We start from the raw sequence: 20,359 nt of genomic DNA on the forward strand, positions 1-20,359 counted from the left end.
CAATGAATATCAGGCGAGTACGGTCTCTTCAACCGACTCGGTTTTTCCGGAGAAATTCACAAAAAAGCAGAACAGGGCGATTCCGGCGATGGCAAAGCCGATGTAGCGGAAGGCGTCGGCATAGGTCAGGCTTTCCGATTTGAACAGAAAGCCCATCAGTACGCCGCCGAGGTTACCGCCCGCGCCGACAATCCCGGAAATCCAGCCGACAGACGACGGATTCACGAAGGGTACGATGGCGTAGTTTCCGCCGTTGGCCATTTTCAGGAAGAGGGCAAACGTCAGCATGGAAACGATCGCGGCCGTCAGGTTGCCGGCTTGTGCAAACAGCAGCAGCCCCAGGCCTTCAAGCAGCAGCAATACGGCCAGTAAAACGCCCTTGCCCCGCATGCCATACCGGACCGAAACCTTGTCGGCAGCCACGCCCCCGAGCGCCCGGGCAAACAGGTTCATGAATCCGAAAATCCCGGCCCAGAACCCGGCTGAGGCCTGGGATAGTCCGAACGTGTCAACAAAATGGAGCGCCGCGACGCCGTCGAACGTAATCTCCATCCCGAACGACGCTGCATATGCCAGAAACAGTGCCCATACCCGGATATCCGCTGAGATTGTCCGGAAGCCTCCGGATTTTTTTACGGCCTTTTTCGCGGGAAGGTCTTCCAGGTTACCGGCCGGTGTGTCTTTCGTGAAGCGATAGTAGAGAAACGCCATCAGCAGCATCGCCGTGCCCGGCACGACCATCGCAATACGCCAGGCGGCGTGCGGGGTATAGCCCGCGCCGACGATTCCGGCGAAGATCAGCGGCATGACCATATTGGTGACGCCGCCGCCGAGGTTTCCCCAGCCACCGGCGACGGCATTGGCGGTGCCTTTGATCGCCGGTGCAAACATGACTGAGGTGTGGTACTGCGTGACGACGAACGAGGCGCCGATCACGCCGATCCCGAGACGAAACAGCAGAAAAGAGGTGTAGTCGTGTGCCAGCCCCACGCCCATCACCGGAACAGCACCGACGACAAGCAGCAGGGTATAGCTTTTCCGTGGTCCCCAGACGTCGCACAGCCAGCCCATGAGCAGGCGAGCGAAAATCGTCATCGAAACGGCGGCGATGATGGTATTTCCGACCTGCGCCTTGGTCAGTCCGAGGTCGGCCCGGATCGTCGGCATCAGCGGCGCCAGGCCAAACCAGCCGAAAAAGCACAGGAAAAAGGTCATCCAGGTAAGGTGGAACGTACGCATTTGTACGCCCGAAAAGGAAAACAGGCGGAGTGACTCCAACGGTGACGTATTCATAGCAGGGATGCGTTTTCAGTGAAGGAATTCAGGCCGCAGGTTCAGCATGAGGTAGGCCCATTGCGCCTGATGGGAAGCCTGTCCGGCAGTCCCGAGCTTGACATATTCGAGGCTGTCAGTACCGCGCAGCCAGGAGTACCCGGCCTCCAGCGTGGCATATTTCGTGACAGTGCCCGTCACAACCAGGTCGATTTCCTGACCCAGCTGCCCGGCGAGGCGGGAGCCGTCGAGCATATTGCGGACCGGGCTGGCCAGCGAAAAATGGTGAATATCGAGCGTAGCTGTGAACCGCTTGTTGATCAGGTACCGGGCCTTCAGGAAGGCGTCGTTGAGGCCGCCGGCCGGCGCACCCGTCGCGACATAGAAGTAGTCCATGTACCCCCAATGCTTGTGCGGCGTGCCGTAGAGCGGGTCGAAACGGTGGTCTTTTCCATCGGGGTCGACGGTATTGTTGCCCGAAAGCCGTTCGAATCCCGGCCCGATCCACCATTTACCCTGACGTATCGAAGCATTCACGCCCCAATACGAAGCCGAGAGCGATTGCCCCGTTGCGGTATGCCCCGACTGCCCATAGGCAAACGCCTGCCATTGCCAGCGCTTGTCACTGCCGGTGACCATCGCGCCATAGGTAAACCGGCTGTTTACGCCTTTTACGTCGTATCGCCGGCCATAGGCCCAACCGACCGCCTGACTACCGATGCTATCTATACGATACTTCTGAAAATCGTCCTTGAAGAGCAAGCCGGAAGCGGTGACGGTTTTCCACCGGCGGGCGGCGTACAGGTATTGCAGGGACTTGAACTGCTGCGTCTGGCCGTTGGTGGATACGGCGGATACCAGTTGCGGCGCTCCGCCTTTGCCGCTCGTCGGCACAAAACCAGCCGGTACCGGCAGTACCGAACCGGTGGTACTGGCGACGTACGCCGGCACGTTTCCGGGTGTGTAGAAAGTCCCCTTTACCCCCGCAGCATCGGAATTCTGGTTAAATGCGATGCCCAGATCAAACTGCCAGGGCCCTTTTCCGGCTTTCAGCACGGCGGCGTCAAAACGCCGGCCCTGTTGCAGCCAGTCGAGGTTACCGAGCAGGCGGACGTCGTCATATACCAGCTCCTGACGACCTACCTTCAGTGATAACTGGCTGATCAGCTTGTCTTTCCAGGTCGAATCCGAGAGCACAAACTCCCCCCATGCTTCGTGGAGAAAGAGGCGGTTGCCGTCGGCCGGTGAGATACTGGAGGCGTCCTGCCCCCATACCCGGACGTCGCGGAGGGTCACTCCCACCCGGATTCGTTCGGAACGGTAGCCCAGGGAAATCCCTGAGCGCTGAGAGGTAAAGGCTGCCACCGAAGCCCCTTTGGGCAACAGAGTGGCATAGCCCTGGCGGAGCTCGGTACGGGTCCGGATCTGGCCCGTGAGCGTCACCTGCGCTTTTGCGGTGAATGTTAGCGATAACAGTCCCCCAAAAGCAAGCCCCCACTTGCTTTTGTAGTTGTGAATCATTTGTTTTGGAATGAATTGTTGGTAAAACCCTTGCTAAACGATTCTTCCGAACCGGAACGGATGCCCCCACATCCTTCCGGTTTTTGACTTTCCGGGCTCTCCGGCCCCGTCGTCAAACGTGTTTTCTTTGGTCTGCGGCAACCGGAAAAAGGCCGTAGCTTTCCCGGGCGGCGGAGGTGACTTTTCCGCCTTGCGTTTGTGATTTTGTTTGAATCCGGATGGATGAAGTCTGGTGTATTACCCGCTTTTACTTTCAGGTGATCAAATGTAACAAGTAACTAGTTATACCCAAATTTTTTTAAACCAATTTTTGCCAAATTTTCTACTACCGATCTAATATTCTTTAAAATTTTAAACCTGTTTTTGTCAAAATACAACAAATTATCAAAAAGTATGGCCGTTTTTAAATATCCGATCAGCTGACCTTTCAAAACAGTTTTTTAGAGAATCAGTAAATACTTATACTCACATTTCAATTTTTACATTGAATAATACAAAAATCCTCTTTGAAGAATGAAAAACGCTGAAACAGACCGAATCCGGCGAATGGAAAGTCGCGCGGATCATTCCTCCGCCTGCATGCGTGCGGCTCCGATTTTTTGACAACTTTGCGGCATGAACGTCGTCAAGATTACCCTCGCCAATCTCCGTGACAAACCGCTCAGCACGTTCCTCAGCACGCTGCTGATGGCGCTGGGAGTTGGACTGATTTCGCTGCTCGTCCTCATCAGCCAGCAACTGGAAGATAAATTCACCCGGAACCTGAAGGGCATCGACATGGTCGTAGGTGCGAAAGGAAGCCCGCTTCAGATCATCCTTTCTTCGATTTACCAGATCGATTCGCCGACGGGGAATATTCCGCTTGACGACGCCAACCGCCTCGCCCGGAATCCGATGGTCAAAACAGCCATCCCGCTGTCGATGGGCGATAACTACAAACTGTTCCGCATTGTCGGGACCGATCAGCGTTACCTCGATCACTTTGAAGCGAAACTGGCACAGGGACGCGTTTTTCAGCAACCGCTGGAGGCTGTTCTCGGCGATAAGGTAGCGCGGCAGACCGGCCTGAAAATCGGCGATACCTTCGCCGGCGCGCACGGTTTTGACGCCGAAGGGCACGTTCACGGCGATGCGAAATACAAGGTCGTCGGTATTGCTGCTTTTAATAATTCTGTCGTCGACAACGTCATCCTGACTCCCTACGAAAGTATCTGGAAGGTACACGAAGGGCAGGAAGGAAGTCAGGGAAATGAAATCATCGGGGAAATGGTCAACGGAGAAGCTCCGGCCGACTCCGCCGCCGGGCCCGCGCATGAAATCACCTCCCTGCTGATCTCGTTCCGGAATCCGATGGGGAATGTCATTCTTCCCCGGATTATCAACGAAAACAGCAAACTGCAGGCCGCATCTCCGGCACTCGAAATCAACCGCATGCTGGATCTGCTCGGCGTAGGCGTGGATACCCTCCGCTGGATGGCGCTGGTCATCATCGTAATTGCCGGCGTCAGCGTGTTCATCTCGCTGTATAATTCCCTGAAAGAACGCAAATATGAAATGGCGCTGATGCTGTCGATGGGGGCTACCCGCGGCCGGCTCTTCCTCATGCTTTTGCTGGAAGGATTGATCATCAGCGTATTCGGATATCTATTCGGTCTGCTCTTCAGCCGCATCGCCCTGGGTATTCTCTCAGCGGGCGCGGATCAGAGTTTCCACTACAGCTTCCAGGTGATGGCGCTGACGACGCCGGAAGTATACCTGTTCGGAGGCGTACTGGCGCTGGGCCTGCTGGCTGCCGCATTGCCTTCACTGACGATATACCGCATTAATCTGTCCCGGACACTGGCCGAGGAATAGCAGGTTGCAGCACAGCAAAGCCGGCAGCGGAGCATTCCGCTGCCGGCTTTGTTTTTTCCGGTTTTATCTAGAAAAAAGAATAACTCGCCGCATTCGCCTGTCATTCAGCCGGTTTGTCTTAGTTTCGTAACCAGATTTTGCCGACCCGTTTCCTTCTTCATCGCCCCGATACACCCACGGCAACCTCTGTTCGCTAAACCTATGAAAAAACGTTACCTGGCGCTCCTCCTCGGATGGGTTCTTTCGGGATGCGTGGAACCGTATGACGGCAAGTATGGCAACGAGCTGAACCTCCTCGTCGTTGATGGCTACCTGACCAATGCTCCCGAACGTCAAAGCATTACGCTCCGCATGAGCGACTGGGCCCGCACGCCCGACCGCACCGGCCTGGTTACCGGCGCACACCTGCAACTGACCATTAACGACGGCGAAACCCTGCCGTTTACCGAAACGACGAAAGGCGTGTATTCCCTGCCGGAATCGTTCCGGGGCAAGCCGGGAGACCAGTATAAATTGTCAATTGTTCTCGCGGACGGAAAGAAATATGCTTCCACGACCGAGAAAATGCCCTCCGCCGTACCCATTACCCGGGTCTACCAGGAATTTGACCCAAAGGGCATCCGGCAGAGCGAAATCAGCTTTCTTCCGGCGCATCACCTGTTTGTAGACGTAAACGACCCGGTAACCGAACGCAATTTTTATCTCTGGAAATGGACGTTATGGGAGCGGCAATATGCCTGCGCGACCTGTACCAATGCGCTCTACCAGACTTCGGTACAGGATTGCGTGTCGATGAATATCAACTACGTCCCGCCGATTATCTATGACTATGCCTGCGAAGGCGACTGCTGGGAAATTTTCCACGAGGAAGAGCTCAACGTATTCGCCGATATCTATTCCAACGGGAAAACCATCACAGGCAAAAAAGTAGCCACCCTGCCTTTCTTCAGCTGGGACCCCGCGCTGGTGGAACTGCGCCAGCTATCCCTGTCGACCGACGCCTACCGGTACTTCAGCCTGATCGACCAGCAATCCCAGCGCACGGGAAGCCTGACCGATACCCCGCCTGCTGCGCTGGCCGGGAATATCAAGAACGTGGATAATCCCAACGAATATGTCATGGGATACTTTTCAGCGGCAGCCGTAACGATTCAGAAGTACTGGCTGCAGCGGAAAGATGCGACTTTCGCCAAACCTATTGGCTTGCTGGGCGGCCGGGATATGCAGCTGGAGCCGTATCACGAAGAGCCTCCGGGCGTCGCCCGCCCGCCCCGCGCCCCCTGTAAACTCAGTGCCACCCGTACGCCTCTCCGCCCGGATGGCTGGCAATAACCTGCCTATGAAAAGACTACTACTCTTTCTTTTTACGGGCCTGTTGTGCTTCGCCGCCGGGGCGCAGACGCCCGTCCAAACCGCCCAAAGAGATGCCGTCCGCTTCAAAATCCGCGGAACGCTGCTGGATTCACTCGAAGGTACCCCTCTGATCAAAGCGGCGGTTTTAGTCGATTTCAAACGCTCCGGAACGACGACCGATGAAAACGGCCGCTTCGAACTGACGCTCTATCCCGGGCAATACTGGCTGTCTTTTCGCCTGATCGGCTACCGGCCGAAACGGGTGCACGTCAACCTCACGCACGATCACCAGCTATCCGTCCGGCTCAATAGCCTGGCCAACGAGCTGGAGGAAGTCATTGTCTCCTCGAAAGGCGTTGACGCCAACGTACGCCGCCCGCTGCTCGGCGTTAACCAGCTCAATATCAAAACATTGGAACGCATTCCGGCGGCGTTCGGGGAAGTAGACCTCCTGCGCGGAGTACAGATGCTGCCGGGCGTGACGAGTGTGGGCGAGGCGTCCAACGGGGTGAATATCCGGGGCGGAACGACCGATCAGAACCTGATTTTGCTCGACGACGCGCCGATTTTCAACCCGACGCATATGTTCGGATTGTTTTCGGCCTTCCCCCCGGACGCCGTTTCTTCGCTCGAACTCTACAAAGGCAACGCGCCGGCCCGGTACGGCGGACGGGCGGCAGCGGTAATGGACGTTACGCTGGCGAGCCCGAATCTGGAAAAGTTCAAAATGAACGGCGGGATCAGCCTGGTATCCAACCGGTTGCAGCTCGACATTCCCCTTATCAAAAACAAGCTGGGTATTTTGCTCACAGGCCGCGGGGCGTTCAATGACTTTCTGTTGCCCATCGCTTCCGAGCGGCTTAACAATATCAAAGCGAAATTTGGCGACGCCGCGGCCAAGGTCTTCTACCGGCTCAACAACCGGAATACGGTTACCCTTTCGGCATATTGGACGAAGGACTTTTTTCAGACGGATCTGCTCGGATCGATCGCCAACGTCGTCGCCACCTCCACGCAATACGATCACCGGACGATTAACGTTTCCGGTCGCTGGTTTTACGCGTTCAACAGCAAGGTGAATCTGCAGACGACTGTCCTGGCGGCAGACTATGTGCCCAAAATTCTTTTGCCGGAAAAAGATTCGCGGAATAAAGTCGTCATTCAGTCCGGTATCCGCCAGCATCAGTTCAAAACAAGCCTTAATATCCAGCAAAAGAAGCATAACTGGGAGGTCGGCATCAGCGCGACGCAGTACCGCGTGCATCCCGGCGACCTGAAACCGGGTACCAGCCCGGCGGTATTGTCGATCCGGACACCTGTTGAAAACGGCGTAGAGCTGGCGGCACATGCGGAAGACCAGTTGACGTTATCGAAACGACTATCTGCGTCCTTCGGCCTGCGCTATTCCCAATTTCTGGCGCTGGGGCCGGGTATCGTCCGCCGGTACGCAGAAGGTCAGCCACGGGATGATTTCTCGGTGACGGATTCCACCCTCTACGGCAGCGGGCAGGTCATGCGTTCATACGGAGGTTTCGAACCCCGCATCGGCATCAACTACCAGCTAAGTCCGGTTTCGTCCGTGAAATTCGGGTACAACCTCATGCGGCAATACCTGCAGGTTGTCTCGAATACGACAACACCGATGCCGACTGCCCGCTGGAAAACTTCCGATGCTTTTATCAAGCCGCAGGTCAGCCAGTTGATCTCTGCCGGTTATTTCCGCAACCTCCGGGATGATGTGTATGAGCTGTCTGTTGAAGGCTACTACCGGCATACCGAAAATGTCCCCGACTACAAACCCGGCGCCGATTTTCTGTTGCAGCGCTTTCCGGAGACCCAGCTGTTGCAGGGTGTCAATCGCTCCTGGGGTATTGAAACCATGATTTCGAAGAAACGGGGTGAGCTGACCGGCTGGGTAAGCTATACCTATGCCCGGTCGCAGAACCGCATCAGCGAAGGCACAGATTTTACGCAGCGCATCAACAACGGAAACTGGTATCCGGCCAACTACGATCGCCCGCACAGCCTCAACGCGACGCTCAACATCAACCAGGGCAAGCACAACAGCTTCTCGTTCAATTTTGCATATTCAACCGGACGGCCCTATACCGCTCCGGCGGGCTTGGTGTCGTATCAGGGGCGTTATTATCCCTTCTACACCGACCGCAACCTCGAACGGATTCCGGACTACCACCGCATGGATTTTTCCTGGTACATCACCAATCCAACCATGAAAAACAAGCGCTGGGTAGGTCACTGGGCCTTTACAGTGTATAACCTGTACGGCCGGAAAAACGCCTATTCTGTTTTCTACCGGACGGAAGGCGTGCAAACCAAATCGCAGAAACTGGTCGTATTCGGTGCGCCGATTGTGACGATCGCGTATACGTTCAAGTTTCAGTAAGAACTGAGTGGAACGAGGAATACTGGTATCGGCCGGATCGGAAATTTTACAACTTCATTTTGCAAGCGGGTTTTTGTACCTGAGTTTTTGCAACCGAGTTTTTGCAACCCAGTTGAAAAAAGTTGTGAATTGCGGTAACTTTGGCTCGATTTTTAGCGTTAAGACTTGCTGAAACCACTCCTGTGCCATGCGGATATTCCTTTCATTGATGGCGGCTGTCGTCCTTTTTGTCGCCGCCACGACCGATAAAGCTCCTTTTGCCGAGCCGGCAAAGATTACCTGGGAAAACCTGAAGGATGTCAAATTCCAGAAGAAGTGGTACCCGGAAGAAAAGATGTACATCCTCTACCCGAACTTCGGGCCGGGCGTACAGAAACTGAGCAACAAGGAAGTTGTCATCAAAGGATACCTCGTTCCGGTAGACATCACGACCAATACCTTTGTGTTGTCGGCCTACCCTAACTCCATGTGTTTTTTCTGCACGGGAACGGGCCCGGAAACCATTATGGCCCTTAAAATGAAGAAACCGAGACGGTTTAAGGTCGACGAAGTAGCCAGCTTCAAAGGCACGCTTAAACTGAACGCCAGCGATATCTACGAACTGAACTACATTCTCGAAAACGCCGAGATCGTTCCGGGAGAATAAGACGCCGCCCGTCATTACCTTTGCCCTGCCGTTATTGCGGCGGGGCTTTTTCTTTTCCGGCTTATGAAATTTCTGAGAATCCTGACCAAAACCTGCCTGATACTGATTGCGCTTATTCTGGTGCTGCTCGTATCTACGCTGACCACTGTTGATGAAACGCCGTATGCCGGCTCCGAAGCCGAAGCCGTCACCAATACCCATTTACAGAAAGTAACTGCCGCCCTGGCACAGCAACGTCCGGATCCGCTTCGCGACAAGCCGTTGCAAATCGGCTGGGCGCGGACCAATATTACGCCGTCGGAACCTACGCCCCTTGCAGGGTACGGTACCCGCCGCGGAAAAGTTTCTACTGCTGTGCGTGATTCTCTGTATGTACGCGCTTTTGTGTTTGACAACGGGCAGCGGCGGACGGCCATCGTCGCGACCGACCTGCTCATCGTTCCGCCGACTATCGTGGAAGCGGTCCGCCAACACTGGCCCAAACACCTGACGCTCCAGGCAGATCAACTGTACTTCGGCGCGATTCACAGCCACAACAGCGAAGGCGGCTGGCAGGAAGGCCTCGGCAGCGAAATGATTGCCGGGGACTATAACCCCGAAGTCGTTGCATTTCTCGCCCGCCGCACCATAGAAGCGCTGACGGCAGCAGAAGCGAACCTGGAACCGGCGGAAATCGGATACGGCGAAGCGGCGCTGCCGGATTACATCGAAAACCGCCTCGTCGGCACGGAAGGTATCGTAGACCCCATGGTACGGATGATCAAACTGAAAAAGCAATCCGGCGCGACGGCCCTGCTCGTTACCTATGCGGCTCACGCGACGCTAATCAACGACGAAAACCTGGTGGTATCCCGTGACTATCCCGGCGTATTGGTTGATTCGCTGGAAAAACAGCAGGTCGATTTCGCCGCATTCATGGCCGGCGGTGTGGGTTCGATGCGTCCGCACGTCAAAAGCGGTACCGATGATCAGGAAATGAATGAGGAAGCGCAGGCGCTGAACCGTAAAATCCGGGAGGTACTGCCGGGTATTGCTACTTCTCCGACGTCGTCACTCGCATTTGCCACCCTGCCGGTGGAGCTTCGCCAACCGCAATTGCAGGTAGCGAAGGGCTGGAAAGTACGGCAGTGGGCCTGGGACCTGCTGTTCGGCAAAGAAACGGCCGATATCAAGGTACTCCGCATCGGGGATATCGCCCTGCTGGGGATGCCGGCCGACTTTTCAGGGGAACTGGTACCTGAATTCCGGTCGCGGCTGCATGTGGTAGTCACGAGCTTCAACGGGCATTACATCGGCTATGTCACGCCGGATAAGTACTGGACCCGGGATACCTATGAGAGCGTTGTGATGAACTGGTTCGGGCCGAATACCGGCAGCTACCTCGTCAAAGCCGGGCAGGCATTGCTGAACGCCCTCTGACGGGCGATTTCCGACATTACTTAGAATGATTCTAAACTCCTTCGTATTTTGGCTAAAGTCGTTCCGAATGCGATTTTTGTAACGGAGGAAGGGGGAATCTGCCGATTCTGCCGCTCATCCGCACCTAAAAAGTTATTGCATTCATGATGTTATTGACTTCGCTTCCTTCCGACTTCGCGCCGGTATTTGTTCAGTTTCTCGCGGCTATGGGGTTCATTGTCATGACGATGCTGGCGACGCACCTGCTCACCGGCACGCGGAAGAAGACCAGCACCGCCCGCAAGGAAGATCCCTGGGAATGCGGTATTCCCGTTTACGGAGACGCCCGTACTCCTATTTCGGTCAAGTACTTTCTGACGGCTATTCTTTTCGTTCTCTTCGACGTCGAAATCATTTTCATGTACCCCTGGGCTGTTAACTTCATCAAGTTCAAGCAGGACGGACTGGGTATGCTGATGTTCGGCGAGATGATCGTCTTCATGGTATTGCTGCTTGCCGGCTTCTACTATGTGATCAAAAAGGGCGTGCTGAAGTGGGACCAGGATTGATCGCATCTGAAAAAACAGACAGACAATGAGCAACAGACCTAACAATATCAAAGTAGTAGACGCCCCGGACGGCTACGGCGGATCGGGATTCTTTGCTACCTCCTTCGAGAAAGTCATCGGCCTTGCCCGGAGCAATTCGCTCTGGCCATTGCCGTTCGCGACTTCCTGCTGCGGGATTGAGTTTATGGCGACAATGGGTGCTACCTATGACCTGGCGCGGTTTGGTTCGGAACGTCCGAGCTTCTCGCCCCGTCAGGCGGATATGCTCCTCGTCATGGGCACGATCGCCAAGAAGATGGCGCCTGTTCTCAAGCAGGTATACATCCAGATGGCCGAACCCCGGTGGGTGATCGCCGTTGGCGCCTGCGCCTCCTCCGGAGGGGTTTTTGATACGTATTCGGTGCTTCAGGGAATCGACCGGATCATTCCGGTGGACGTTTACGTGCCCGGCTGCCCGCCCCGCCCCGAACAGATTCTGGACGGCGTAATGCAGTTGCAGGAAATCGTTAAGAATGAACCGCTTCGCCGTCGCGACTCGGCTGAATACACCGCCCTGCTTGAATCGTACGGCATCATCAAGTGACAGGATATGATTACCAATCAAGAAATAGCTGACGACCTGCTGGCAAAATTCGGAGAAGCGACCATCGCCGGCTTCGAGGAGCATCATGGTATCATGAGTGCTTTTGTCACGGTAGATTCGGCGAAGACCATCATCCGGTACCTCTATGATCACCCCGGTTTCCAGTTCAAATTTCTGACCGACCTGGCCGGGATTCACTATCCTGACAACAAGGGAGGCGAGCTCGGAGTGATCTATCACCTGCATAGCTGGACGCATAACCACCGGTTCATGCTCCGGATCTTTGTGCCGGTGGAAGCACCCGATGTTCCGACGATTTCTGACTTTCACCTCTGTGCCAACTGGATGGAGCGGGAAGCCTATGATTTCTTCGGAATCAATTTTGTCGGCCACCCCAACCTGCTCCGCATCCTGAACATCGAAGAGATGGACTACTTCCCGATGCGGAAGGAATACCCGATGGAAGATGCGACACGGCAGGACAAGATCGACGCCCTGTTCGGCCGGTAGGTCAAGATATACGCGGAACAGACCCTGTTCTCTCATTCATTACAGACTATAATGAGCGAAGAAGTAAGCAACATAACCCCTCGGGAACCCGGGAACGTGATGGGTCCGCAGGTTGGAAACCTGGCCCTGAAAAACGGGGTACCTACGGTGTCGGAAGACGGGCGGGAACTCACCACCCTGAACCTCGGCCCTACCCACCCGGCTACGCACGGTATCTTTCAGAACATCCTTCAGATGGACGGGGAGAAAATCGTGTCGGGAACACCCACGATCGGGTACATTCACCGGGCGTTTGAAAAAATCGCCGAACGCCGTCCGCTCTACCAGATCACGACGCTGACGGACCGGATGAACTACTGTTCCAGCCCCATTAACAACATGGGCTGGCACATGACGGTGGAGAAGCTCCTCGGTATTGAAGTACCGAAGCGTGCCCAGTACATCCGGGTCATCATGATGGAGCTCGCGCGTATTGCTGATCACCTGATCTGTAACTCCATCCTTGGCGTAGACTCCGGCGCTTTTACCGGCTTCCTCTATGTCATGCAGAAGCGGGAAGAGATCTACGAAATTTACGAGGAAATGTGCGGCGCCCGTCTGACGACCAACATGGGTCGCTTCGGAGGCATGGAGCGGGACCTCTCCAACGAGGCCATCCGCAAGACCCGGGAGTTTATCCGCACCTTCCCGGCCGTGATGCAGGAATTTGAAAAGATGCTCAACCGGAACCGGATATTCATCGACCGGACGGTGGGCGTCGGCCCCGTTTCCCAGGAAATGGCCCTGCAATACGGTTTCACCGGCCCGAACCTCCGGGCTGCCGGTATTGACTACGACATGCGGGTCATGAGCCCGTATTCTTCCTACGAAGACTTTGATTTTGATATTCCCGTGGGCTACACCGGCGATACGTACGACCGGTACATGGTCCGCAACGGAGAAATCTGGGAGAGCTTCAAGATTGTTCAGCAGGCACTCGAAAACCTGCCGGAAGGTCCCTTCCACGCCGATGCGCCGGAATTCTACCTCCCGCCCAAGCAGGAAGTATACCGGAACATGGAAGCTCTCATCTATCACTTCAAGATTGTGATGGGCGAAATTCCGATTCCGGTCGGCGAGGTATACCACTCGGTAGAAGGCGGAAACGGCGAGCTCGGCTTCCACCTGATTTCCGACGGCGGCCGCAGCCCGTACCGGCTGAAAATGAGAAGACCCTGCTATATTTTTTACCAGGCGTATCCCGAAATGTGCAAGGGCGTGACGCTTTCCGACGCGATCATCATCCTGAGTAGTATGAACGTGATTGCCGGAGAGTTGGACGCATAAGACGGATCTTTTATGATTACAGAGAAACCCCGTATCCAGTTTACGCCCGAGCGTCTTGAGCGGGCCAGGGAAATCCTGACCCATTACCCGGAAGGAAAACAAAAATCGGCCCTGCTGCCCCTACTGCACCTGATTCAGGAGCAGGAAGGCTGGACTTCACCGGAAGCGATGGACTACATCGCCGATTTTCTGGGCATCAAGCCGATTGAAGTATACGAAGTGGCGACGTTTTACACGATGTACCACCTCGAGCCGGTTGGCAAGCATGTCATTGAATACTGCCGGACCGGTCCGTGTATGATCATGGGCGGCGAAGAGGTATACGCGCACCTGAAGAAGAAAATCGGTGCGGACGACGGCGAGACGTCTCCCGATAACCTGTTCACGATCAAGCCGGTAGAATGCCTGGCCGCCTGCGGCTGGGGCCCGTGCTTCCAGATCCGGGAAAAATACTACACCCATCTTACGATTGAGAAGGTGGATGAGATTATTGATGAGTTGAAAAAATAGATTCGGTTTTCAGTTTTCTGTTTTCCGTTTTCAGTTTCGAATGAGGAGAGCATATTCCCTCCCCAAACTGAAAACAAAAAACCGAAAACCGAAAACTGTCTCACAAGCCAGTTGATATGTCAAGTGAGCGACTTAAAATCCTGACAGCCAACGCCGATATCCCCGGCATTGAGACGTTTGAAGTATACCGCAAGCACGGTGGGTACACGGCTGTTGAAAAGGCTGTGAAGACCATGACACCCGACGCCGTCGTGGAAGAAGTGAAGAAGTCGGGCGTGCGCGGGCGCGGCGGTGCTGGTTTCCCCATGGGGATGAAATGGTCGTTCCTGGCCAAGCCCGAGGGAGTACCCCGCTACCTGGTCTGCAACGGCGACGAGTCGGAGCCCGGTACCTTCAAGGATCACTGGCTGATGAAGACCATTCCCCACCTTCTGATTGAGGGAATGATTGTTTCCAGTTTCGCCCTGGGTGCGAATACCAGCTATATTTATGTTCGGGGAGAATTGATGTACGTCGTCAAAATCCTCGAAAAAGCGATTGCCGAAGCGAAAGCAGCCGGTTTTCTCGGAAAAAATATCCTCGGATCCGGCTATGACCTGGAGCTGTATGTACAGCCCGGCGGCGGCGCCTATATCTGCGGAGAAGAAACCGCCCTGCTCGAATCGCTCGAAGGCAAGCGCGGTAATCCGCGGAATAAACCTCCGTTCCCGGCTGTCAAGGGCCTGTATCAGTGCCCGACGGTAGTGAACAACGTAGAGTCGATTTCCACAACGCCGTGGATTGTCAATAACGGCGGCGAAGCATATGCGGCGGTAGGTATCGGCCGGTCGACGGGCACCAAGCTCATCTCCGCCTCCGGACACCTGAAAAAGCCCGGTGTATATGAAATTCCGCTGGGTATTACGGTCAATGAATTTATTTATTCGGACGAATGGTGCGGCGGTATCCGCGACGGCCATCACCTCAAGGCGGTTGTTGCCGGCGGGTCGTCCGTTCCCATTCTGCCGGCCGCCCTGTTGCTGAAAACGGCCAACGGCGAAGACCGGCTTATGACGTACGAATCCCTGGCCGACGGCGGTTTTGCCACCGGTACCATGCTGGGTTCGGGCGGGTTCATCGCGATGGACGAAACCTCGTGTATCGTACGGAATACCTGGAACTTCTCCCGGTTCTATCATCATGAATCCTGCGGTCAGTGCTCTCCCTGCCGGGAAGGTACGGGCTGGATGGAGAAGGTTCTCCACCGGATCGAGCACGGTCATGGTTCGATGCACGACATCGACCTGCTCGTCGACGTTTCGAAGAAAATCGAAGGAAATACCATTTGTCCGCTGGGAGACGCAGCAGCCTGGCCGGTCGCTTCGGCGATCCGTCACTTCCGCGACGAATTCGAATGGCATATTAAATTCCCGCAGGAAGCCACCCGTCCGGGTGCCGTGTACCGCGGTCATATGGAACTGGCCTAGGTCAGCCTGTTTTAACCGATACTTTCCCATGAAAGTCACGATAGATAACATTACGGTGGAGGTCGAACCCGGCACCACCATCCTGCAGGCCGCCCGGAAAATCGGTCCGGAGATCGCTCCTCCTGCCATGTGTTACTACGAGCCGCTCAAGGCTTCCGGCGGAAAGTGCCGGGCCTGTCTCGTCAAGGTAACCGCCGGTTCGGAGAAAGATCCCCGCCCGATGCCGAAGCTGGTCCCTTCCTGCATCACGCAGGTACAGGATGGAATGGTGGTGGAAAACACGATTAACCAGCAGGTACTCGACACCCGCAAGGGCATCGTGGAGTTTCTCCTCATCAACCACCCGCTCGACTGCCCCATCTGCGACCAGGCCGGCGAATGCCACCTCCAGGATTTCGCATTTGAGCATGGCATGCAGCAAACCCGTTACGAAGAAGAGCGCCGGACGTTCGAGAAGACCGATCTCGGTCCGAATATCCAGCTGCACATGACCCGTTGCATCCTGTGCTACCGCTGCGTGTTTACGGCGGATCAGATCACGGACGGACGGGTACACGGTGTCCTCAACCGGGGCGATCACGCGGAAATTTCGACGTACCTGGAAAAGGCGATCGACAACGATTTCTCCGGAAACGTCATCGATGTATGCCCGGTAGGCGCCCTGACCGATAAAACCTACCGCTTCAAAAACCGGGTATGGTTTACCAAGCCGGTAGATGCGCACTGTGATTGCGACAAGTGTAAGGGAGATGTAACGCTGTGGTACCGCGGCGATGAAGTGATCCGCGTAACGGCCCGCAAGAACCAGTGGGGTGAAGTAACGGCCTTTATCTGCAACAAATGCCGTTTTGAACGTAAGAAGACTTCTGATTGGGTGATTGAAGGCCCGACGAAAGTGGCCCGCCACTCGGTTATCTCGGCCAACAAATACGGCGCGAACAAAATCGTTCCGGAATTTGCGCGCCGTCTGGCAGCGTCTCAATACAAGGACGTCAAGGAAGGCCGGAACCTGGAGCAGCTGTCTATTCAACAGCTTCCGGAAGAGCGCTTCAAGCAGTTGGTTGCTCCTGCGGGAGAATCGGCTGTAGCGGGTATCCGTTCCATCCAAAACTGGGCTGACGACAAGTAGTTTCCGACGGAAACATAGACGATAACGATCAATTCACATGGAAGTATTCTGGATCAAAGCCATCATCGTCCTGGTCATCTTTGGCCTGTCGCTGGTCGTGGCCATGTATTCAACCTGGGCCGAACGGAAGGTTGCCGGCTACATGCAGGACCGTCCGGGTCCGAACCGGGCCGGCTGGGGTGGGTTGCTGCAACCGCTCGCCGATGCCGGGAAAATGTTTTTCAAGGAAGATTTCATTCCCCTTCAGGCCAACAAGTGGCTGTTTATCGCCGGCCCGTGTCTGGCGATGCTGACGGCGCTTATGTCTTCGTCGGTTGTGCCTTTCGGCGATACGATCAAAATCGGGGAGCACGAAATTCAGGTGCAGGGCATCGAAGTCAACATCGGTATTCTCTGGGTATTCGGCGTTGTTTCGCTGGGTGTTTACGGGGTAATGGTCGGTGGATGGGCGTCCAATAACAAATTCTCCCTCCTCGGTGCGATTCGCGCCGCGTCCCAGAATATCAGCTATGAGCTCGCGATGGGTCTGTCACTGATCGCGATTATTATGCTGACGGGCAGTCTTTCCGTCCGTGACATCGTGCTGAGCCAGCACGGCGCTGCCTGGAACCTGTTCTACCAGCCGCTCGGATTTATTATTTTCCTGGTTTGTGCCTTTGCGGAGTGTAACCGTACGCCGTTCGACCTTCCCGAGTGCGAAGCCGAGCTCGTTGGCGGGTACCACACCGAGTATTCTTCCATGAAGCTGGGCTTTTACCTCTTCGCGGAGTACATCAACATGTTTGTGTCTTCCTGCGTGATTTCGGCGTTGTACTTCGGCGGATTCAACTATCCGTTCATGGACAAGGTTGCCGAGGCACTGGGAAGCGACGCTACAGGTCATAACATCGCTACAGCCATCGGCTTCGGCGTGTTCTTTGCCAAGGCGCTGTTCTTTGTGTTCTTCTTCATGTGGGTACGCTGGACGCTGCCGCGTTTCCGCTACGATCAGCTGATGAACCTGGGTTGGAAAAACCTGATTCCGCTGGCAATCCTGAACGTGATCACGACGGGTATCGGCATTCTCCTGGACATCCGTTGGTTCAGCTGGGTAGCCATGATTGCCATTGTGATCATCGCTGTGGCTCAGTCGGCCATGAAACCGAAGTCGGCCAGAGGTATTCTGGAGGCGGCACCGTCAAGATAAATCGTGTTTCCGGTTTTCAGTTTTCTGTTTTCAGTTGCCTCCGGGTGAGAAACAGAAAACCGCAAACCGCAAACGGAAAACAGTATTCACCATGCAACTGACCAACAGGGCCAAAAAAATTGACAAAAGTGAGATGACGCTGGCGGAGCGCATGTATCTTCCTGCGATTGCGGGGGGTATGGCCATCACGCTGAAGCACTTTTTCAAGAAGAAGCCTACGATCAATTACCCGGAGCAGAAACGGTACCTCGGGCCGGTTTTCCGCGGGCACCACATTCTGAAAAAGGATGAGGAAGGCCGCGAACGCTGCACCGCCTGCGGTCTCTGCGCTGTAGCCTGCCCGGCGGAAGCTATTTCGATGGTCGCAGCCGAACGGAAAGAAGGCGAAGAGCACAAGTACCGCGAGGAAAAGTACGCCGCGGTATACGAGATCAACATGCTCCGGTGCATCTTCTGCGGTTTCTGCGAAGAGGCCTGCCCGAAACAGGCGATCTACCTCCGTCACGACGAGTTCGTTCCCGTCTTCATGAACCGGGACGAAGTTATCTACGGAAAAGACAAGCTCGTGGAAGACATGAACCACCGGTATCTCCGGGAAGGCTGGAAATAAGTTCAAAAGGCGGGTTTTCCCGCCTCACTCGTTGGCTATGCAAAATCAAATTCTTTACGTCTGGTATCTGCTGACCGCTGTGACTATCCTGGCGGCTCTGCTGGTCGTTCTGGCGAAAAACCCTATTCACAGCGTTCTGTCGCTCGTCGTAACGTTCTTCTGCCTCTCGGCGCACTATGTTCTGCTGAACGCCCAGTTTCTGGCGGTAGTCAACATCATTGTGTATGCGGGGGCTATCATGGTACTCTTCCTTTTCGTGATTATGTTCCTGAACCTCAGGGAGTATACGGAGGAAACCAAATCCAATTTCGCCAAACTCGGTGCGGCGGTTGTCGGCGGGGTGACGCTTGTAGCGATCATCGCCGCCCTCAAAAAGGTACAATACCCGATGCCGATGCGGTATGACGTCCGCACGGGCTTCGTTGAAACGCTGGGTGAAGTACTCTTCCGGGACTACCTACTCCCCTTCGAGCTGGTAACGGTGCTGTTCTTCGTGGCCATGGTCGGAGCGGTTATGCTCGGAAAACGCGAGAAAGGCGAACGTCACTTCTGATGTGCCTTTTGTATATTATAACGACCCTGCCGGCCTGCCGGCGGGGTTTTTTCTTTCATACCTCACAGGATTTTCGGTTTTTTGTAACTGAATGATCAAAAGGCCCTTCGGGCTACGCTATTCCATCGAATGAAACTCTGGCAAAAAGAAGGTGTCTCGACGTCCGAGAAAATAGAAAAATTTACGGTCGGACGGGACCGCGAGATGGACCTCTACCTCGCTCCGTTTGATGTACTGGGCAACCTCGCCCACGCCCGCATGCTGGCGTCGGTCGGCCTGCTCGAAACCGCTGAACTCGCCGATCTGGAGCGGGAACTCAAGGTGATTTACCAGCGCATCGAAGCGGGTGAATTTGAGATTGAAGACGGCGTGGAAGACGTCCATTCCCAGGTGGAGCTGCTCCTCACCCGCCGGCTCGGCGACACGGGCAAGAAAATCCACTCAGGCCGCAGCCGGAACGATCAGGTACTGGTAGACCTCAAGCTTTTCACCCGGAGCCGGCTGGAAGAAATCGTGGTGCAGACCAAACGGGTTTTCGATGTTCTTCAGAAACGGTCCGAAGAACATAAAAATGACCTCCTGCCAGGCTATACTCACCTTCAGATTGCCATGCCGTCGTCATTCGGACTTTGGTTTGGCGCATATGCCGAATCACTGGTCGACGATGTCGCGCTGCTGAAAACGGCCTATCATTTTGCCAACCGGAACCCGCTGGGCAGCGGCGCCGGGTACGGTTCTTCTTTTCCGCTCGACCGGCAGGAAACGACTGACCTGCTCGGTTTCGAGGGCTTGCATTACAACGTCGTCTATGCGCAGATGAGCCGCGGAAAAACGGAGTGGAGCGCGCTGACGGCGATTGCCAACCTCGCGCAGACGTTGTCGCGCCTGGCGATGGACGTATGCCTTTACAACTCGCAGAACTTCGCATTTCTGACGTTGCCCGATGCCTTGACGACCGGCAGCAGCATCATGCCGCATAAGAAAAACCCGGATGTGGCTGAGCTGCTTCGCGGCAAGACCAACCGCCTCAAAGCGCTTCCGATGGAAGTAACGCTGGTCTTGAGTAACCTGCCTTCCGGCTACCACCGGGATATGCAGCTGCTGAAGGAAATCCTGATGCCGGCGATTGAGGAAATCCTCGACTGCCTCGACGTCACCGCCTACATGCTCGAACACCTGCAGGTCAAAACCAACCTCCTCGCGGATGCGAAGTACGATCTTCTCTTCAGCGTTGAGCGGGTGAATGAACTGGTGATTCAGGGAGTACCCTTTCGGGATGCTTACAAACAGGTAGGGAAAGAAATTGGGGAGGGTACGTACACCGCCTCCCGCGAGTTGCACCATACGCACCTGGGCAGCATCGGCAATCCGGCTACGGCGCAGATTGCCGAACTGATGGATCAGCAGCTTACGGGCTTCGGGTTCGACCGGGTACATGCCGCCATTAACCGCCTGCTCGGCCAATAATC

General features: G+C 55.3%; 18 protein-coding genes. 16 read left to right on the forward strand and 2 right to left on the reverse strand.

All coding sequences use genetic code 11. The features are described 5' to 3' along the window. Positions 1-9: 9 nt before the first annotated feature. Both BLR09_RS12455 and BLR09_RS12460 read right to left on the reverse strand, forming a co-directional pair. Positions 10-1,293 carry an MFS transporter gene (locus BLR09_RS12455; RefSeq protein ID WP_093202402.1) on the reverse strand — a complete coding sequence of 428 codons (1,284 nt, stop codon included), beginning with the start codon at positions 1,291-1,293 and terminating at the stop codon, positions 10-12. Positions 1,294-1,308: 15 nt separating this feature from the next. Then, entirely contained in the window at positions 1,309-2,793 is a 1,485-nt protein-coding gene (locus BLR09_RS12460) for an alginate export family protein (protein WP_093202404.1), read from the reverse strand. A gap of 615 nt (positions 2,794-3,408) precedes the next feature. Here BLR09_RS12460 and BLR09_RS12465 point away from each other — a divergent pair. The 16 genes from BLR09_RS12465 to argH all read left to right on the forward strand — a co-directional run bounded on the left by BLR09_RS12465 (position 3,409) and on the right by argH (position 20,357). Beyond that, complete coding sequence (locus tag BLR09_RS12465) at positions 3,409-4,647, forward strand: ABC transporter permease (protein WP_093202407.1); 1,239 nt, start codon at positions 3,409-3,411, stop codon at positions 4,645-4,647. 201 nt (positions 4,648-4,848) lie between these two features. After that, positions 4,849-5,979, forward strand: coding sequence for a DUF4249 domain-containing protein (locus tag BLR09_RS12470; protein WP_093202411.1), 1,131 nt, complete (start codon positions 4,849-4,851; stop codon positions 5,977-5,979). A 7-nt stretch (positions 5,980-5,986) separates the two neighbouring features. Beyond that, positions 5,987-8,404 (forward strand): TonB-dependent receptor, encoded by a 2,418-nt coding sequence (locus tag BLR09_RS12475; protein WP_093202904.1) that lies wholly within the window; start codon positions 5,987-5,989, stop codon positions 8,402-8,404. A gap of 187 nt (positions 8,405-8,591) precedes the next feature. After that, positions 8,592-9,050 carry a DUF3299 domain-containing protein gene (locus tag BLR09_RS12480; RefSeq protein WP_093202414.1) on the forward strand — a complete coding sequence of 153 codons (459 nt, stop codon included), beginning with the start codon at positions 8,592-8,594 and terminating at the stop codon, positions 9,048-9,050. A 63-nt stretch (positions 9,051-9,113) separates the two neighbouring features. Beyond that, positions 9,114-10,469, forward strand: coding sequence for a neutral/alkaline non-lysosomal ceramidase N-terminal domain-containing protein (locus tag BLR09_RS12485; protein ID WP_093202416.1), 1,356 nt, complete (start codon positions 9,114-9,116; stop codon positions 10,467-10,469). Positions 10,470-10,615: 146 nt separating this feature from the next. After that, positions 10,616-11,017: an NADH-quinone oxidoreductase subunit A gene (locus BLR09_RS12490; RefSeq protein WP_093202907.1), complete on the forward strand. Its 402-nt coding sequence runs from the start codon at positions 10,616-10,618 to the stop codon at positions 11,015-11,017. Between the two features lie 25 nt (positions 11,018-11,042). After that, positions 11,043-11,600, forward strand: a complete 558-nt coding sequence (locus tag BLR09_RS12495; RefSeq protein ID WP_093202419.1) for an NADH-quinone oxidoreductase subunit B — start codon at positions 11,043-11,045, stop codon at positions 11,598-11,600. 6 nt (positions 11,601-11,606) lie between these two features. Next, a complete protein-coding gene (locus BLR09_RS12500; protein ID WP_093202422.1) occupies positions 11,607-12,110 on the forward strand; it encodes an NADH-quinone oxidoreductase subunit C in 504 nt (167 codons plus the stop codon). A 51-nt stretch (positions 12,111-12,161) separates the two neighbouring features. Continuing rightward, positions 12,162-13,436, forward strand: a complete 1,275-nt coding sequence (nuoD, locus tag BLR09_RS12505) for an NADH dehydrogenase (quinone) subunit D (protein WP_394331404.1) — start codon at positions 12,162-12,164, stop codon at positions 13,434-13,436. A 12-nt stretch (positions 13,437-13,448) separates the two neighbouring features. Beyond that, positions 13,449-13,946, forward strand: coding sequence for an NADH-quinone oxidoreductase subunit NuoE family protein (locus BLR09_RS12510; RefSeq protein WP_093202424.1), 498 nt, complete (start codon positions 13,449-13,451; stop codon positions 13,944-13,946). 116 nt (positions 13,947-14,062) lie between these two features. Beyond that, a complete protein-coding gene (nuoF, locus tag BLR09_RS12515; RefSeq protein WP_093202427.1) occupies positions 14,063-15,412 on the forward strand; it encodes an NADH-quinone oxidoreductase subunit NuoF in 1,350 nt (449 codons plus the stop codon). A gap of 28 nt (positions 15,413-15,440) precedes the next feature. Continuing rightward, complete coding sequence (locus tag BLR09_RS12520) at positions 15,441-16,541, forward strand: NADH-quinone oxidoreductase subunit G (RefSeq protein WP_093202429.1); 1,101 nt, start codon at positions 15,441-15,443, stop codon at positions 16,539-16,541. 37 nt (positions 16,542-16,578) lie between these two features. After that, the gene (gene nuoH, locus BLR09_RS12525) at positions 16,579-17,727 is read left to right on the forward strand and encodes an NADH-quinone oxidoreductase subunit NuoH (protein WP_093202432.1); all 1,149 of its coding nucleotides are present in this window, start codon (positions 16,579-16,581) and stop codon (positions 17,725-17,727) included. 91 nt (positions 17,728-17,818) lie between these two features. Further along, positions 17,819-18,337, forward strand: a complete 519-nt coding sequence (locus tag BLR09_RS12530) for a NuoI/complex I 23 kDa subunit family protein (RefSeq protein ID WP_093202914.1) — start codon at positions 17,819-17,821, stop codon at positions 18,335-18,337. A 37-nt stretch (positions 18,338-18,374) separates the two neighbouring features. Next, the gene (locus BLR09_RS12535; RefSeq protein WP_093202434.1) at positions 18,375-18,890 is read left to right on the forward strand and encodes an NADH-quinone oxidoreductase subunit J family protein; all 516 of its coding nucleotides are present in this window, start codon (positions 18,375-18,377) and stop codon (positions 18,888-18,890) included. Between the two features lie 129 nt (positions 18,891-19,019). After that, complete coding sequence (gene argH, locus BLR09_RS12540) at positions 19,020-20,357, forward strand: argininosuccinate lyase (protein WP_093202437.1); 1,338 nt, start codon at positions 19,020-19,022, stop codon at positions 20,355-20,357. The last annotated feature ends 2 nt before the right edge of the window (positions 20,358-20,359 follow it).

Origin of the sequence: Siphonobacter aquaeclarae (genome assembly GCF_900103285.1) — a bacterium.
Classification (GTDB): domain Bacteria; phylum Bacteroidota; class Bacteroidia; order Cytophagales; family Spirosomataceae; genus Siphonobacter; species Siphonobacter aquaeclarae.

Coding starts and splice junctions, on each gene's coding strand:
- BLR09_RS12455 (WP_093202402.1), bottom strand. CDS start 1,293: ATGAATACGTCACCGTTGGAGTCACTCCGCCTGTTTTCCTTTTCGGGC.
- BLR09_RS12460 (WP_093202404.1), bottom strand. CDS start 2,793: ATGATTCACAACTACAAAAGCAAGTGGGGGCTTGCTTTTGGGGGACTG.
- BLR09_RS12465 (WP_093202407.1), top strand. CDS start 3,409: ATGAACGTCGTCAAGATTACCCTCGCCAATCTCCGTGACAAACCGCTC.
- BLR09_RS12470 (WP_093202411.1), top strand. CDS start 4,849: ATGAAAAAACGTTACCTGGCGCTCCTCCTCGGATGGGTTCTTTCGGGA.
- BLR09_RS12475 (WP_093202904.1), top strand. CDS start 5,987: ATGAAAAGACTACTACTCTTTCTTTTTACGGGCCTGTTGTGCTTCGCC.
- BLR09_RS12480 (WP_093202414.1), top strand. CDS start 8,592: ATGCGGATATTCCTTTCATTGATGGCGGCTGTCGTCCTTTTTGTCGCC.
- BLR09_RS12485 (WP_093202416.1), top strand. CDS start 9,114: ATGAAATTTCTGAGAATCCTGACCAAAACCTGCCTGATACTGATTGCG.
- BLR09_RS12490 (WP_093202907.1), top strand. CDS start 10,616: ATGTTATTGACTTCGCTTCCTTCCGACTTCGCGCCGGTATTTGTTCAG.
- BLR09_RS12495 (WP_093202419.1), top strand. CDS start 11,043: ATGAGCAACAGACCTAACAATATCAAAGTAGTAGACGCCCCGGACGGC.
- BLR09_RS12500 (WP_093202422.1), top strand. CDS start 11,607: ATGATTACCAATCAAGAAATAGCTGACGACCTGCTGGCAAAATTCGGA.
- nuoD (WP_394331404.1), top strand. CDS start 12,162: ATGAGCGAAGAAGTAAGCAACATAACCCCTCGGGAACCCGGGAACGTG.
- BLR09_RS12510 (WP_093202424.1), top strand. CDS start 13,449: ATGATTACAGAGAAACCCCGTATCCAGTTTACGCCCGAGCGTCTTGAG.
- nuoF (WP_093202427.1), top strand. CDS start 14,063: ATGTCAAGTGAGCGACTTAAAATCCTGACAGCCAACGCCGATATCCCC.
- BLR09_RS12520 (WP_093202429.1), top strand. CDS start 15,441: ATGAAAGTCACGATAGATAACATTACGGTGGAGGTCGAACCCGGCACC.
- nuoH (WP_093202432.1), top strand. CDS start 16,579: ATGGAAGTATTCTGGATCAAAGCCATCATCGTCCTGGTCATCTTTGGC.
- BLR09_RS12530 (WP_093202914.1), top strand. CDS start 17,819: ATGCAACTGACCAACAGGGCCAAAAAAATTGACAAAAGTGAGATGACG.
- BLR09_RS12535 (WP_093202434.1), top strand. CDS start 18,375: ATGCAAAATCAAATTCTTTACGTCTGGTATCTGCTGACCGCTGTGACT.
- argH (WP_093202437.1), top strand. CDS start 19,020: ATGAAACTCTGGCAAAAAGAAGGTGTCTCGACGTCCGAGAAAATAGAA.